At 37.0% G+C, this 15,927-nt stretch carries 15 protein-coding genes and 6 tRNA genes; 3 read left to right on the forward strand and 18 right to left on the reverse strand.

The features are described 5' to 3' along the window. Nucleotides 1-241 (forward strand): IS3 family transposase (locus BLS22_RS14480; RefSeq protein WP_143011302.1); only part of this gene is annotated, 241 nt, incomplete at its 5' end. A 73-nt stretch (nucleotides 242-314) separates the two neighbouring features. Here the strand turns inward: BLS22_RS14480 and BLS22_RS14485 are convergent. From BLS22_RS14485 to cdaA, 10 genes are all read right to left on the reverse strand, one after another. Beyond that, the gene (locus BLS22_RS14485) at nucleotides 315-860 is read right to left on the reverse strand and encodes a 2-oxoacid:acceptor oxidoreductase family protein (protein ID WP_090555033.1); all 546 of its coding nucleotides are present in this window, start codon (nucleotides 858-860) and stop codon (nucleotides 315-317) included. Nucleotide 861: 1 nt separating this feature from the next. Beyond that, nucleotides 862-1,608 carry a thiamine pyrophosphate-dependent enzyme gene (locus BLS22_RS14490; protein ID WP_090555035.1) on the reverse strand — a complete coding sequence of 249 codons (747 nt, stop codon included), beginning with the start codon at nucleotides 1,606-1,608 and terminating at the stop codon, nucleotides 862-864. Beyond that, entirely contained in the window at nucleotides 1,608-2,672 is a 1,065-nt protein-coding gene (locus tag BLS22_RS14495) for a 3-methyl-2-oxobutanoate dehydrogenase subunit VorB (RefSeq protein ID WP_090555037.1), read from the reverse strand. The genes BLS22_RS14490 and BLS22_RS14495 overlap by 1 nt, the downstream gene beginning before the upstream one ends. 30 nt (nucleotides 2,673-2,702) lie before the next feature. Next, a complete protein-coding gene (locus BLS22_RS14500) occupies nucleotides 2,703-2,924 on the reverse strand; it encodes a 4Fe-4S dicluster domain-containing protein (RefSeq protein ID WP_090555039.1) in 222 nt (73 codons plus the stop codon). A 29-nt stretch (nucleotides 2,925-2,953) separates the two neighbouring features. After that, nucleotides 2,954-3,625, reverse strand: coding sequence for a nucleotide-binding protein (locus BLS22_RS14505; RefSeq protein ID WP_090555041.1), 672 nt, complete (start codon nucleotides 3,623-3,625; stop codon nucleotides 2,954-2,956). A 14-nt stretch (nucleotides 3,626-3,639) separates the two neighbouring features. Next, a complete protein-coding gene (gene buk, locus BLS22_RS14510) occupies nucleotides 3,640-4,716 on the reverse strand; it encodes a butyrate kinase (protein ID WP_090555043.1) in 1,077 nt (358 codons plus the stop codon). A gap of 19 nt (nucleotides 4,717-4,735) precedes the next feature. Continuing rightward, on the reverse strand, nucleotides 4,736-5,644 hold the full coding sequence (locus BLS22_RS14515; protein WP_090555045.1) for a phosphate butyryltransferase: 909 nt from the start codon (nucleotides 5,642-5,644) through the stop codon (nucleotides 4,736-4,738). Nucleotides 5,645-5,856: 212 nt separating this feature from the next. Beyond that, on the reverse strand, nucleotides 5,857-7,587 hold the full coding sequence (locus BLS22_RS14520; protein ID WP_090555047.1) for a sigma-54 interaction domain-containing protein: 1,731 nt from the start codon (nucleotides 7,585-7,587) through the stop codon (nucleotides 5,857-5,859). A gap of 59 nt (nucleotides 7,588-7,646) precedes the next feature. Beyond that, a complete protein-coding gene (locus tag BLS22_RS14525) occupies nucleotides 7,647-8,867 on the reverse strand; it encodes a CdaR family protein (RefSeq protein WP_090555048.1) in 1,221 nt (406 codons plus the stop codon). Then, on the reverse strand, nucleotides 8,864-9,688 hold the full coding sequence (cdaA, locus tag BLS22_RS14530; RefSeq protein WP_090555050.1) for a diadenylate cyclase CdaA: 825 nt from the start codon (nucleotides 9,686-9,688) through the stop codon (nucleotides 8,864-8,866). Before cdaA ends, BLS22_RS14525 begins: the two co-directional genes overlap by 4 nt. A gap of 409 nt (nucleotides 9,689-10,097) precedes the next feature. Here cdaA and BLS22_RS14535 point away from each other — a divergent pair, with 409 nt between their 5' ends. Together BLS22_RS14535 and BLS22_RS14540 are read left to right on the forward strand one after the other, a co-directional pair. After that, nucleotides 10,098-10,817 (forward strand): BON domain-containing protein, encoded by a 720-nt coding sequence (locus BLS22_RS14535; protein ID WP_090555052.1) that lies wholly within the window; start codon nucleotides 10,098-10,100, stop codon nucleotides 10,815-10,817. Between the two features lie 295 nt (nucleotides 10,818-11,112). Next, the gene (locus tag BLS22_RS14540; protein ID WP_090555054.1) at nucleotides 11,113-12,354 is read left to right on the forward strand and encodes an argininosuccinate synthase; all 1,242 of its coding nucleotides are present in this window, start codon (nucleotides 11,113-11,115) and stop codon (nucleotides 12,352-12,354) included. An 84-nt stretch (nucleotides 12,355-12,438) separates the two neighbouring features. On the opposite strand, the gene BLS22_RS14545 is transcribed toward BLS22_RS14540, so the two are convergent. The 8 genes from BLS22_RS14545 to BLS22_RS14580 all read right to left on the reverse strand — a co-directional run bounded on the left by BLS22_RS14545 (nucleotide 12,439) and on the right by BLS22_RS14580 (nucleotide 15,911). After that, a complete protein-coding gene (locus BLS22_RS14545) occupies nucleotides 12,439-13,521 on the reverse strand; it encodes a shikimate dehydrogenase (RefSeq protein WP_090555056.1) in 1,083 nt (360 codons plus the stop codon). 1 nt (nucleotide 13,522) lies between these two features. Beyond that, nucleotides 13,523-14,950, reverse strand: a complete 1,428-nt coding sequence (locus BLS22_RS14550) for an aspartate aminotransferase family protein (protein WP_244269570.1) — start codon at nucleotides 14,948-14,950, stop codon at nucleotides 13,523-13,525. A 138-nt stretch (nucleotides 14,951-15,088) separates the two neighbouring features. Beyond that, nucleotides 15,089-15,171 (reverse strand) — tRNA-Leu (locus BLS22_RS14555). A gap of 8 nt (nucleotides 15,172-15,179) precedes the next feature. Continuing rightward, nucleotides 15,180-15,264 (reverse strand) — tRNA-Tyr (locus BLS22_RS14560). 114 nt (nucleotides 15,265-15,378) lie between these two features. Further along, nucleotides 15,379-15,454: transfer RNA gene (locus BLS22_RS14565), tRNA-Thr, on the reverse strand. Between the two features lie 117 nt (nucleotides 15,455-15,571). Continuing rightward, nucleotides 15,572-15,648: transfer RNA gene (locus BLS22_RS14570), tRNA-Asp, on the reverse strand. Between the two features lie 104 nt (nucleotides 15,649-15,752). Then, nucleotides 15,753-15,828: transfer RNA gene (locus BLS22_RS14575), tRNA-Val, on the reverse strand. A gap of 8 nt (nucleotides 15,829-15,836) precedes the next feature. Beyond that, nucleotides 15,837-15,911 (reverse strand) — tRNA-Glu (locus tag BLS22_RS14580). Nucleotides 15,912-15,927 lie beyond the last annotated feature (16 nt).

Below are 15,927 nucleotides of genomic sequence, written 5' to 3' on the forward strand. Positions count from 1 at the left end.
TAAGGTAGAAGCAGCAGGAATGACGCAAAGTATGTCACGTGTAGGAAAGTGTATTGACAATGGGCCAATGGAAGGTTTTTTTGGAACTCTAAAATGTGAAAAGTATTATCTCAATAAATACAATACCTTCAAAGAGCTAAATGAGGCGATAGATGAATACATTCATTTCTATAATCATAAGAGATTACAAAAGAAATTAAGCGACCTTAGCCCGATGGAATTTCGAGCTGTGGCCGCTTAGATTAGTTTTTATTATTTCCACTGTCTACTTGACAGGGTGCAGTTCATTAAAAAGGAGTGCTCTCCTATATATATTATCCTCTGACTGCTGCTGCTCCACGCTCAAGGGCTTCTTGGTTTAATGGAATAAGGTGTTCTTTATCTGATCCATATACTTTTTTAAATGCCTCTACTACTGAGTTTACATCTACAATCTTGGTTAACTCTAAATAAGCCCCTAGCATTACCATATTTGCCACCCTTGCATTGCCTATTTCATTGGCAATCTCATTAGCTGGAATATAATAGATTTCTAGGTCTTCTCTGTCGGGCTTTCTCTCAATTAATGAACTGTTGATTAATAATTTACCACCACTTTTTAAGTTCTTTTCAAATTTAATTAATGATGGTAGATTCATAACAATCACAGCTGTAGCGTCTTGGGTAATAATAGGTGAGCCTATTAAGCTATCGGACACAATTACAGAACAGTTAGCTGTACCCCCACGCATTTCTGGACCATAGGAGGGCAACCAAGAAACGTGCTTATCTTCAAGCATTCCTGAATAAGTCAAAAGCTGTCCCATAGACATAACCCCTTGACCACCAAATCCTGCCATAATAATCTTTTCAGTTGTCATATTATTTCCCCTCCTCTGGTGTACGGAAGTTTCCTAATGGATAATATGGAATCATATTTTCTTCCAACCATTTTAACGAGTCCACTGGTGTAATGCCCCAGTTAGTAGGACAGGTGGATAATACTTCTACAATACCAAATCCTTTGCCTTCTAATTGAATTTCAAAGGCTTTTTTGATAGCTTTTTTAGCCTTTCTAATATGGGCTACATTGTGAACAGAAACCCTCTCTACAAATACTGCACCATCAATCGTTGCAAGCATTTCTGACATTCTTAAAGGCATTCCAGTGGTTTCTTGTTTTCTACCATCCTGAGAAGTGGTGGTTTTTTGACCGATCAATGTGGTAGGAGCCATTTGTCCCCCCGTCATACCATAGATGGCATTGTTAACAAAAATGGTTGTGAATCTTTCGCTTCTGTGGGCTGCATGAATAATTTCAGCAGTACCTATGGATGCTAAGTCTCCATCCCCTTGGTAGGTGAATACTACGTTATTTGGTAATATTCTTTTGATACCAGTTGCGACGGCAGGAGCTCTACCATGGGAGGCTTCATGCATATCACAGTTAAAGTAATCATATGCTAAAACAGAACACCCTACTGGAGCTACCCCAATAGTCTTTCCTACAACCCCTAACTCCTCCAATACTTCTCCAACCAATCTATGGATAATACCATGGGTACATCCTGGACAATAGTGAAATTGTTTATCGGTTAAACCTTCTGTCTGCTTGAATACAACATTCATTATTTTCCACCCCCTAAAATATCCTTTACCTTCGCTACAATTGCCTCTGGTGTAGGAATCATTCCCCCAGCTCTACCGTAGAATTCTACAGGTAATCTACCTTCGTTGGCAATCTTGATGTCATCTATCATTTGTCCCATACTCATTTCTACACTTAATAAAGCTTTGGCTGTAGCAGGAATTTCTTTAAAGGCTTTATGGGGGAAAGGCCATAGGGTAATTGGCCTAATAAGTCCTACCTTGATACCTTCCTTTTCAAGGGCATCTACAGCATTTTTAACGATTCTCGCTGTAGTACCATAGGCAACCATCACTACTTCTGCATCCTCCATTTTGTACATTTCATATCTTACTTCTTTTTCTTCCATTTCTTTGTACTTTTTATCTAATTTGATGTTATGCTTTTCTAGTTCCTCAGGATCTAATGCTAGAGAGTTGATAATGTTTGGCTTCCTCTTCCCCTCAGTTCCTGTTGTAGCCCAATCCTTTACGGGTAGATCCCTTTTTGTAGCTGGTTCCTTAAACTCAACTGGTTCCATCATTTGACCAATCATACCATCCCCTACAACCATGACTGGATTTCTATAATAATCAGCTACATCAAAAGCTTCTATAACTAAATCCACTGCTTCCTGTAGGCTGGCAGGTGCATATACTAATACTCTATAGTCTCCGTTTCCGCCCCCTCGTGTGGACTGGAAATAGTCGGCTTGAGATGGTTGAATTCCTCCTAGACCTGGACCACCTCTACTAATGTTTACAATAACACATGGCAACTCAGCTCCAGCGATATAAGTGATACCTTCTTGTTTTAGTGCAATTCCTGGAGAAGAAGATGAAGTCATAACCCTTGCACCAGTTCCCGCTCCACCGTATACCATGTTGATAGCAGCTACTTCTGATTCCGCCTGTACAAATACTCCATCTACTTTAGGAAGCTCTTTAGACATAAATTCAGGTAACTCATTTTGTGGTGTAATAGGATAACCGAAGAAATATTTACATCCAGCCTTAATAGCAGCTGCTCCTATTGCTTCGTTTCCCTTCATTAATATTTTAGCCATTACGTTCCCTCCTCACAATTGATTATTCTACTAATCTCTCTCCACTTTGATTACTAGGTCTGGACAGATGGTTGCACAGTTGGCACATCCAATACATTTATCCATTTCCTCCACAGTTGCTGGATGATAGCCTTTTACATTGATTCTCTTTTTATCCATTTTTACAATTTTAACAGGACATACTGTTGTACACAGCTCACAGCCTTTACACCGGTCTTCATTAAATTCTACTCTTCCCTTTGCTTTTGCCATCGTTAAACCTCCTCAAGGATTTAGTAAGTTTACATCCAATCTTCCCTCATCATCATTTTAATGGGCATAATGGTCCCTTCAAGATGACTAGGAAGGTCCTTGGTTATTTCTTCAAGGACACTAATATATTTAATAGGAATATTTAACACATTTCCCACCTTTTCACATAGTTCCTGACCCTTTAAAACCTCTTCAACAGTTGTGTGTCTTAAGAGATGGGTATTATTGATTAGTCCCGTCACCTTTGCTCCTGATGCAGCTTCCATCCCCTCAATGTGTTGTAGGACACCTTCTACTGTTGTTGTTTCAAATCGGTTGGCATTAACAACACAAAACATATCGTAATCCTTATAATTCCAATATTCCTTATATCTTGCCAATGCCCTAGCTCCTACGGAGTCTCCACCTACATCTAATACGACATCATAGGTTTTATCCTGTAATGGTGCTAATACATCTCCTGTTACTGCAGGTAAATCGGACCCAGAGCCTTTAATATAGCTGGCTATTACTTTGATGCCTTGACCCTCTAATAAATCTTCCTTTTCTCTACTGCGAAAATAAGGATTTACAATATCTAAATCAGCTAATGCAACTTTTTTCCCTTCCTTAGCTAAATTAACAGCATAATTTACTGCAAATTCTGTCTTACCACTACCATAATGCCCGATAATAATTCGAATCCTATGATCCTTTAGCATGGTTATCACCTTTTTTACTGGTATAGTTTAGCTTCCTCTTCTTCTCTAAGAACCCTTAGGGCTCCTTCTGTAAGGGCAATCATTTCATCCTCCCCTGGATATACTAGCACTTCAGAGATAAAGGATACTTTTTCTTCAATCCATCCTGTGAAGATTTTATCGTAGGCAATACCACCGGTTAAGATAATGGCGTCTACCTTTCCCTTTAATACAGCACTACATCCTCCTATTTCCTTGGCTACCTGATAAGCCATAGCCTTATAGATAACTTCAGCCCTTTCATCCCCAGCTTCTATCATTTTTACTACTTCACGACCATCATTGGTACCTAGATAAGCAACTAAACCCCCTTGGCCTACTAGCTTCTTCTTAATTTCATCATGAGTATATTTACCTGAGAAACATAGCTTAGCAAAGTCTCCAGCAGGAAGACCTCCTGCTCTTTCTGGAGAGAAGGGTCCATCACCATCCAAGGCGTTGTTTACATCTATTACTTTACCTTTCTCATGGGCTCCTACAGAAATTCCTCCCCCTAGATGGGCTACGATAAAGTTAAAGTCTTGGTAGTCTCCACCTTTATCCTTAGCTGCCCTTCTAGCCACAGCCTTTTGGTTTAAGGCATGGAAGATACTTTTTCTTTCCAGCTCAGGCATTCCTGAAATTCTTGCAATGTCCTGAATTTCATCTACTACAACAGGATCTACGATGAAGGGAGGAATGTTTAGCTGACATGCGATTTCAAAGGCCAACACACCCCCTAAATTAGATGCATGCTGTCCCAAAACCCCTACCTTTAAATCCTCTAGCATTGCCTCATCTACCCGATAGGTTCCTCCAGCAATGGGCTTTAGTAACCCCCCTCTACCTACTACAGCCGCAAGCTTTGTGATGTTAATGCCTTTTTCATTAAGGGTATCAAGAATCACATTTTTTCTAAACTCATATTGATCAAACACTGTTTTATACTGACTTAACTCCTCTGTTGAATGTCTTAAAACCTCTTCAAATACTGGTTTTTCATTATCAAATATAGCAATTTTTGTAGATGTTGAACCAGGATTGATGGCTAATATTCTGTAAACTTCACTCATGACGATCTCCACCTTTCAACTAAAATAATTTTGCTGCTGCCAATACACCTAGGGCAATAGAATAAAGCTTTGCTTCATCACTATCTGCCCTAGATGTTAATACAATTGGTGCTTTTGCTCCTACAATTACACCAGCATTTTTTGCTCCTGCAAAGAAAACCATGGATTTGTAGAGTACATTCCCTGCTTCAATGTCTGGGGCCATCAAAATATCTGCATAGCCTGCTACTGGATGGTCAATTCCTTTATGCTTTGCTGCCTCTACAGACACCGCATTATCTAAAGCAAAGGGACCACCTACTAAACAATTTTTTAATTCTCCCTTTTGATTCATTTCTTCAAGGGCCACGGCATCCATGGTATCTGGCATTTTAGGGTTTGCCTTCTCTTTAGCACATACAACCGCTACCTTTGGCTCTTCTATATCTAATGCATGGGCAATATGAACAGCATTTTCTATAATTTGTTTTTTTGTATTTAAATCAGGGGCGATATTCATGGCAGCATCTGTTACAAGAAACATTCTGTCATAGCCTTTTACGTCAAATACAGCAACATGACTTAATACGTTCCCTGTCCTAAGACCAATTTCTGCATCCAGCACCGCCTTTAAGATAATGGATGTGTCCACTAAACCCTTCATCACCATATGGGCTTTTCCTGTAGAAACCAGTTCTACAGCTTTTCTTGATGCTTCCACAGCATCTTTAATATCTATTATTTCAAATTGTCCTAAATCAATGTTTTTATCTACAGCAATTGCAGCTATTTTTTCAGCATCCCCTACTAGGATAGCATCTGCAATGCCTTCTTGCTTTGCGGCATTAACTGCCATCAATACTTCTATGTCTTCAGCACAGGCTACGGATACGACTTTAGGTCCTCTTTCTCTAGCTATTTTCATTACCTCTTCAAAGTTTCTAATCATAGATCTTCACCTCTTTTTCATTAATTTTCCCTTCCTCTATTCTTTTGCAAAACCTATGCCACTTTATACCTACTTTATAAGTCTTTTTGTACCATTGAAATTTCAACAGTGTCCTTCATATTTAAAATTTTTAATATTCAAACTTTTTATTATATGTTTTCTGTATGCAAATTATTGCATGAAAAAAGTTGCATGGTATTGTGCAACTTTTTTCATATTCCTTCTATATGATATTTATCCAACTTATAATATAAATTTCGTAGAGAGATTTTCAATTCCTTTGCAGCTAAAGTTCGATTACCATGATATTTTTGTAGTATTTTTTGAATATAATCCTTTTCCACTTTTTCTATTACTTCTTTCAAAGTTTGTTCTTCTTCCCCATAGAGTTTTTCTTTATCTACCTCCTTCATAAAGGATAAGTCTTCCCCCTGTTCAAAAAATTTAGGTAGATGTTCTTCTTCAATAACCTTTTCTGTATACTTCATATTAATGAAGGTCCTTCCAATATAATTTTGTAGTTCTCTTACATTTCCAGGCCAATCATAAGCTGTTAATTGCTCTAAAGCTTCTTTAGATATGTTTTCTACATTTCTTCCATATTCCTGATTATATTTACTAATTAAGTGGAGAACCAAAAGAGGTAAATCTTTTTTTCTCCTTCTGAGGGGTGGTATCTCAATAGGAATTACATTTAAGCGATAATAGAGATCTTCTCTAAACCTTCCCTTCTTCACGGCTTCCTCCAGGGGTACATTGGTGGCTGCAATCACACGAACATTGATATTGATAGGCTTAGTATTTCCTACCCGTATAACTTCCCTTTCCTGGAGAACTCTTAATAGTTTTGCTTGGGTACTAATGGGTATTTCTGTTATTTCATCTAGAAATATGGTTCCTCCATGGGCCTCCTCAAACAAGCCCCTCTTTCCACCCTTTCTGGCCCCTGTAAACGCACCTTCCTCGTAGCCAAATAATTCACTTTCCAGTAAGCTTTCGCTTATGGCTGCACAATTAACCCTGACAAATTGGTTATACCTTCTCTGGGAAAGGTTATGAATGGCATGGGCAAAGAGCTCCTTTCCTGTACCACTTTCTCCCCTAAGTAATACAGTAGCCGGTGTTACCGATGCTTGTTTTGCTTTCTCCACTGCAGCCATCATTCCTTCATCCTCAGCAATAATATCCTCAAATAAATATTTAGCCTCCAGTTTTCGTATAATTTGCTTAGCTGTAATTAATTCCTCCGTAAGCTTTTTAATTTCCGTCATATCATGGAGGACACCTACGCTCCCCTTCAATTCACCATCTACAATAATAGGAGCGGCATGAACCACTACTTCTTTATTTTGGGGCCCTATTTTCAATCTAGCATTCTTTACAGGTTTTTTCGTATTTAATACCTGTAGATGAATACTATCTCCTTCCGCTATATCTGCTGTAACAGGCTTACCTATAATATCTTTATCTGTTAATCCTGTTACCCTCGTATAGGCAGGGTTGATCAAAACCCCAATGCCATTTTCATCACATACGGAAATGGCATCCTGTGTGGAATGAAAGATTCCCTCCAATAGACTTTGCATCTCCTTAAGCTTATAGATTTGGTGGGTTAAAGCCACTACCTCAGTTACATCTCTAAAAATTGCCACTGCCCCTATGACATTACCCTCTTCATCTTTAACTGGAATACGACTAGTAATAATAGTTGTATTTCCTAAGGGCTGTTTTTGATTAAGCTCTGCTTCTCCAGTTTTTAGGATATGGGGCAATCTAGTACTAGTAATAACCTCTTGTATAGGCATTCCTAACACATTTTTTTCTAAAAACCCTATAATTTTTTCAGCAGCTCGATTAAATAGTGTAATCCTTCCTTGGGAATCTACGGTTATTACACCTTCATTGGTGCTTTTTAAAATCAAATCAAGTTCTAGCTTTTTCATCCTTCACACCATCCTTAGAAAGAAAAGCCCCACAGGGACTTTTTATTAGCTATAGCTGGTTATTCTCTGATTAGCCTAACATTAATGGTTTTAGGTATCAGCTCTATCTGTCTAGCCCTGCGCTGAACAAGAAAAGGTAAATCCACCACAGGTTCTATTGTATATTGATTTTCATCTAGTCCCCCCATGTCTACTATGATTTTAATATCCTTTATATCTACAGCCTGCAATACTGTTTCGTTAGCCAATATTTTAACTTGTAGCACCTCTGGCATCTCACTTCTATCCACCCTTAAGCCCGATGCCACATTATTAAATACAACATCATCTCTTGTTATCTCAAAGATTTCCTCCACTATAGCCTCTACAGCAATGACGATATCTACTGTTTCGGGTTCAACCACTGTGACACCTTCTGGCAGCTTTAAACCTACACTTCTAGTAATATTTTCAGATACATTATTGATAACAATAGCTTCTGTTTCAATATATTCAATGGTATCTAAAATTTCCTGTTGTCCCCTTATGGTTACTGTACTGGGATTAACAGCTATACTACTTACTTCATAACCGGTAGCACCGGTGACCTCTACAAGAGGATTGACCTCCACTGTTTTAAGCTGATCTATTGGAAGCGTTACAACTACCCTGTTGGTTTCCAGCCAAACATTTTGCACTTCTTCCCCCCTACTGTTTAGAGGTCTTAATGGAATTTCAGTAGTTATATTTTGAAATTCCTCCGCTAGCTTAATGGTTGCCTCCACCACTTCTACAGCATTGACCAAGCTTTCAGGACCCTCCACCCATACGACAGTAGGTTCATAGGTTATCTTTCCTAATACATGTCCTTTCCTAGGTGTTCCTTCCACAACTATATTTATAGGTTTTTGTTTGCTGACTATCTCTTCAAGCTCTACCCGAATGAATTTTGGACTAAAGTCTACCTCTACATCATTAGGTACCGACACTTCTATTGGAATATTGTTAACTCCAGCCCTATAGCCCAGCAAATCAGCCGTTGCTTTAATTTCATCTCTCGATACCCTCTGGACTGCATCTCTACGTCCAGATAGCCTTACTCTTATGGTATAATCCTCGTTTCCCTTTACCACTAAACCCATTTGTCTAACTTCTTCTATATTTTCAAACACTATGGGAATATTTTGTTCATTGGTTGTTATTCTAGGATTGATTTCACTCATAACATACATCCATATAGTTAAGGCAAAAAGAATTGAAATCATTTTCGGCATTAAATTTCTTCTGTTAAAATTGCTCATCTTTTATGCCTCCATTTCATTCTTAGAATTTGCCATTGTTTTTTCTCTGTAGTTTTAAAGCCATCAATTAATGAGGATTTTAGGGTCTTAGCATCTAAAAACCTTGTTAGGTTTCCATTTTCAGCTATGGAAATGGCTCCGGTCTCCTCCGACACAATAACTACAATAGCATCTGAACGTTCTGTTATTCCGATTCCTGCCCTATGTCTTGTACCTAAATCTTTACTAATTTGATTGCTATCGGTTAAAGGAAGGAAGCATCCCGCTGCCAGAATAACACTTTTCCTGATGACAACAGCACCATCATGTAGTGGTGTATTGGGCATGAATATGTTAATTAATAGTCCCCTAGATATTTTTCCTTTAATTTGAGTCCCTGTTTCCACCACTTCATTTAATCCAGTTTCTCTTTCCAACACCATAAGAGCACCAATTTTTTGTCTTGATAAGGAACCAACGGCCTCTACAATCTCTTCTACCATTAGGTTGACTTCCTCATGCTCAATATCAACAATAGATTTTGTGAGAAACTTTGTTCTACCTATGTACTCTAAGGCCCGACGGAGCTCTGGTTGAAATACAATTAATAGGGCGATCAAACCTACTGTCATAGTATTTCTTAAAATCCAGTTGATGGCATGGAATTGTAGCCACTCGCTGAGCTGAGTAGCTAAAAGTAAAACTAAAATCCCCTTGATTAATTGCTCTGCCCTAGTTTCTCTAATTAGCATATACAATTTATAAAATACAAATGCAACAATAGCCATATCAGCTACATCACGCATTCCAATATTTTTTATAATTTCCATTAAATCCTGCATATATAACACCTCTTAATCCTGTCGAGAATATATTTTTTATTATGGCACCGATATAAATTTCTCATTTTTATTGAAAATATATAAATTAGGAATCCTGAGATTATTTAGACTAATTATCTATAGTTAATATTTCCATACTATAAAGAGAAAACCCTTCTTATAAATGACAACAAATAATAATTTTTATTTTTTTATTTTATGTATATATTCTATTATAAAATGTTTATACATTTTTTTAAATACCTTTAAGTAACATAAGGACTATGTATCTAATAGACAGTCCTACTCATAGTATAGTCAAAAAAATATATTTCTAGAGGTCATCATTAGATTTCATGAACTTTTAAAACATATTTTCAGTAATTTGAGAGAAACTATGTTTAAAATCATATAGGAAAGGGAGAAGCTTATGTCAAATAACGGAAACAAAAAACGAAAAAATGTAATTATTAATGACAAAATCCCCACTAAAGATCAGCTAATTGTAGATTATATAAAAGATCAGCTAGAAGAGAAGATGCAAGAAAGTGCAATGGATATTAATGTTTTTTGTAAGGATGGCTATGTCCATATGTCAGGAATGGTAGATGTATTAACTGAAAAAAAGTTTGCTGAAGAAATAGTTATGAAGATACCAGGGGTAAGAAAATTGGAAAACAAAATTACTATTGCTATGGACAGTAATATTACCGACAAGCATATGGAAAAAGAAGTTGTAGATAAACTCCATCACAATAGTGAGAGGACCCTTAGTATCGGTGCAAAAGTTGATAGGGGTGTTGTAAATCTCATGGGTCATGCAGATACCTTGCAAGATTGTCATAAAGCTATGGATTTGGCCTCAGGAGTCAGAGGAGTAAAGGATGTTGTAAATAACATCAATATTAATAGTGAAGGTAAATATACTGACGATACCATCAGTAATAATATTTTACAAGCCTATAGTAACTCACCACTAGATTATAGGGATATTACAAGGAGGGTTTCTAATGGAGAAGTTATCCTGTCAGGAACCCTAGATACCCATCAAGATATTGAATTAGCTAAGGAGATTGCTATGGGAATAGAAGGAGTTGTGAAGGTTCGAAACAATATACAAGTTAGAAAAACAGATGACCTAAATCTTTGATTTCGTATCCCTCACTTTTACACAGGACATTACAATGTTAAAGGCAGAAAATCCTCTGCCTTTTATTTTTTTGTATGTTTTACGACATATTTATACATTTTTTATTTTATATTGTCAATTAATTTTATAAAACCATGTTATATTTTTGTGGATTTTCAAAGGTATTAATGGTTTAATAGCGTTTATACATATTTATTAATTATTATTGTATATTTATTAAAAATGCACTTGCATATTTATCCGTTTTTGTTTATAATTATATTTATAAGAATTGATTTTATGGAGGGATTGGCATATGAAAAAAGAAAAGGTTGTTTTAGCTTACTCGGGAGGCCTAGATACGTCTGTAATTTTAAAGTGGTTGGAAAATACTTATCAATATGAAGTTATTGCTGTTTGTGTCGATGTAGGTCAAGAAGATGATTTTGCTGCTGTTAAGCAAAAAGCTTTATCAACTGGTGCTATCAAAGCCTATATATTAGACGTTAAGGAAGAGTTTGTTACTGACTATATCTATCCTACCCTTAAGGCTGGGGCTGTTTATGAAGATGATTATTTATTGGGAACTTCCTTTGCAAGACCTTTAATTGCAAAAAAATTAGTGGAAATTGCTGAAAAGGAAGGTGCTATAGCCATTGCCCATGGTGCCACTGGGAAAGGTAATGATCAGGTTCGTTTTGAAGCCTCCATTAAGGCATTAAATCCATATATTAAGATTATTGCCCCTTGGCGTGTTTGGGATTTAAAATCTAGAGAAGATTGTGTTGATTATGCATTAAAAAATAATATCCCTATTCCAGTTACTAAAAAAGACATCTATAGTCGTGATAGCAACATTTGGCATATAAGCCATGAAGGGGGGAATTTAGAAAATCCCTGGAATGAACATGATGAAAATATTTACAAAATGTCTGTAGCTCCAGAAAAAGCACCTGATACCCCCGCTTATGTAGAAGTTCAGTTTTCTCACGGCATCCCAGTTGCAATAGATGGGTTTCAATATAGCCCTGTAGAATTGGTTGAAAAGCTAAACAAAATCGGTGGTGCCCATGGTATAGGTATTATCGACATTGTTGAAAATAGACTTGTGGGTATGAAATCCAGAGGTGTATATGAAACCCCAGGAGGCACAATATTATATGAAGCCCATAAATCCTTAGAAAAGTTAACATTAGATAGAGCTACGATGAATTTTAAAAAGAATATTGCTGAAAAATATGCTCAATTGGTTTATGATGGTCTTTGGTTTACACCCCTAAAAGAAGCATTGGATCAATTTGTCGATAGCACCCAACAATATGTGACAGGTATCGTTAAATTGAAGCTTTATAAGGGAACTTGTACAGCTGTGGCTTCAGCTTCACCTTATTCTTTATATAATGAAGAATTTGTTACCTTTGGAGAAGATGATGTATATAATCAAAAGGATGCAGAAGGCTTCATCAACCTGTTTGCCCTTCCTTTAACTATTCGTTCTCTAATGAAGTACGACAAAGATCAACAAAAGAAAATTAATAAAAACAAACAAGTTATTTAAGTAGGATAGAGATAACGGAAATCTTTAATTTGGTATTAGTTCTTTCTACAAAGTGAAAATAGATTAGGGTAGACAAAGCCTTCCCTAATCTATTTCTGTTGCTTTTTCTATATTCATTAAAACCTCTTCAACATACTTTTCATCTACAACTCTTTCAAAGCTTCTAAGTCCTGCAAGTTTAAAACCATGTTTCTCTGCTAAGTAATTGATTTCATCTACCTTATCTATATGTATGTCCCTACCTAGGCTAAAGTTTTCATATTTTTTCTCTAATGCTAATATCATAGTTTCAGCCATACAGGCATAGGAAAGTCCAACAGGAAACCCAAAGTTAAAATTGAAGATGGTCCCTTTAGGTACTTCAATTACTCCACCCTCTATTACAAGTACATCTTTTCTTAACTGCTGTACTTTTTTTGAAACATCTCTAGGTCTTGCCACATCACACACTACAGCCCCGGACTTAATATCCTGTGGATGTATTACATCTTCTAGGCTGCTGGTTACAGTAATGACAGCATCTGCTGTAGCTATGCCCTCCTTTATACTAATGGTGCATTCTATGGGAATATCGCCATACTTCTCAGTAAAAAAGTTCTTTAGTTCCTCCAGCTTTCTTATATTTCTACCAATTAAAGTTACCTTTTTAGCTGATCTACAGGCTAATTCAGCACACACCTTTCCTATAGAACCATTTGCTCCAACAATAGCAATTTCACAATCTTCAATCCTTCTTCCCAATAGCCTTGAAGCTTCCCTAGTAGCCTGAAAAGCTGCTGCTACAGTGTAGGTATTTCCCGTAGTAACAGCAATGTTTAAATTCTTAGCAATGGTTATTCCTCCATCACCTACTACGGAAGTATATGCACCTAATCCCAATATTTTAGCTCCTAGACCTTCAGCTATTTTTCCTGCCTTAATGATCTTATTGATAACTACTTTTTCATCTAATGTCATCATCATTTTAGTTGTTAAAGGTACACCTATAAACCATCCTTCAGCTTTATTATGGGGGCTTTGAAGATCTGTGATTTTCGATACCTCTGATGGAGGAAAGCAACTTGCTATTGTTTCCGTCATGTTTTCAGGTAACCATTTTAAGATTTTGTACTTTCTGTAGATATCATTTATTTCTATAGGATGTATTAAAAATCCAAATCTCTCCATACTATGATCTCCTTAGTGTTGATTGAAATATATTTTTAAAATTATTAATAGCTAATGCCGTTACCCCTTTATACTTTTTTAGTATGTTTTCTAGAGCATATACAAAGCCATCAAGTTCTTCATAGGATATTGTCAAGGGGGGTTCTATCCTTATAACATTTGGATTATTTAAGGTATAGGCAGTAATTATATTGTAATTATTTAGTAATTCTGTAGCAATTAATCCACCTACATATTCCTCCAACAATTCACCTGTTTTGCCTTTAAGAAATTTATTGAAAAATCTGTTATCTTTAACAGAATGAAATTCTAAACCTATCATTAAGCCTTTTCCCCTAACCTCCTTTAGTAATGGATATTTATCCTTTAACACTTGGAGTTGTTTTAATAAATAACCTCCCTTTATTTTAGTTTCTTCTACTAGATTATGCTGTTGTATATATTCGAGGGTGGCTATGGCAGCAGCTGAAGCCCAAGTATTACCACCAAAGGTTGATGTATGTAGTAAACATTTTTCTAAACTACCATATCCTTTATTCCATACTTCCTGGGTAGTAATGTATGCACCTATAGGCATTACACCTCCACCTAGAGATTTTGCCATACATAGTATATCAGGATAAACATTTTCCTCATCACTAGAAAACCAATATCCTGTTCGTCCAAACCCCGTTTGTACTTCATCAATGATAAGTAGCACCTTATGTTGTTTACATAGTGCTTCAGCCTTTTTCAAATACCCCTTTGGCGGTACAATAATGCCTCCTTCTCCTTGTATAGGTTCTACAATAAAAGCTGAGATATCATTATATTTCTTAAGTACATTATGTAGTTCATCAATGCATCCATAGGTTACCTCCTGCGATAATGGCACCAATGGACCAAAATATTGTTTGTATTTATTTCTTCCCGTTACTGATAGTGCCCCTAAAGATTTTCCATGGAAAGAGCCTTTACAATAAACAATTCTAGATTTTCCTGTAGCAATTTTAGCTAGCTTTAAAGCACCTTCTACCGCCTCTGCACCACTATTACAGAAAAAAGTGTGCTGAAGATTTCCAGGTGCTATAGTAGCTAAATTTATGGCTAAAGCTGTTGTAATGGGATTGATAAACGTCTGTAGAAGATTTGGGGTTGCTTTTACTTTTTCTAGGCTTTTTATAACATATTCATTATTATGTCCTATATTTAGAGAGCCGTAAGCACCTAAAAAATCCGTATATACTTCTCTTCTTTCATCCCATACCTTTGTCCCTTGGGCTTCGACAAAATGCTTTGTTAAACCCAGTAGGTTTAAAAGATTGGCTAACTGGGGATTCATATATTTTTTATAATAATTATTGGTATCCTCTTTCCCCCAAGATAAAGACATATCAATGGAGATGAATTCCTTATTTTTGTGGATTTTATACTCCTTTATATCAATCACCTCTTGAAATATTCTATTATACTTTTTCTACTATTTATAAGATTTTCCATATTATGCTTGGCTTATACTAATATAGCGATAATACGCAAAAAAATAAAAAAGACAATGAATTTTATCACTGTCTTTTTTATAAATTATTGGTGCGGGTGGAGGGACTTGAACCCCCACGGTCGCCCGCTAGATCCTAAGTCTAGTGCGTCTGCCAATTCCGCCACACCCGCGTGTTATATGGTGGTGGGAGAAGGATTCGAACCTTCGAAGTCGTCGACAACAGATTTACAGTCTGCCCCCTTTGGCCACTCGGGAACCCCACCATGGTTATGAGATTAAGGTCTAGGTTCAGGTTAAGATTCGGGTCATCCTCTGGAGTTATAAACCCTAAAGACTTTCCCTAATTTTCTTGACCCTGGCCTTCGCCTGTTTTGTTATGGAGCTGGTGATGGGACTCGAACCCGCAACCTGCTGATTACAAATCAGCTGCTCTGCCAATTGAGCTACACCAGCATGTAAATAAGTTTAAATTTGAGGTTGAGGTTAATCCTGATTGTCATTTTCTAGGGTTCAAATCTCTAAAAACTCATCCTAGCTTCTTGACCTTAGCCTTAGCCTATTTTTATTTAGTGGCGACCTGGAAGGGACTCGAACCCTCGACCTCCAGCGTGACAGGCTGGCATTCTAACCAACTGAACTACCAGGCCACATTGTTTAAGATTGAGGTTGAGTATCAAGATCATTCTTTTGGGTTTCAAATCCCAAAACTCTTCCCTGATTTTCTTAACCTTAGCCTTAACCTGTTTTTAAATGGTGGGCGCAACAGGACTTGAACCTGTGACCCCCTGCTTGTAAGGCAGGTGCTCTCCCAGCTGAGCTATGCGCCCAATTAATTTGGTGACCCCTAGGGGAATCGAACCCCTGTTACCGCCGTGAAAGGGCGGTGTCTTAACCGCTTGACCAAGGGGCCAAAATGGTAGCGGGGA

This window comes from Natronincola ferrireducens (assembly GCF_900100845.1).
GTDB lineage: Bacteria > Bacillota > Clostridia > Peptostreptococcales > Natronincolaceae > Natronincola_B > Natronincola_B ferrireducens.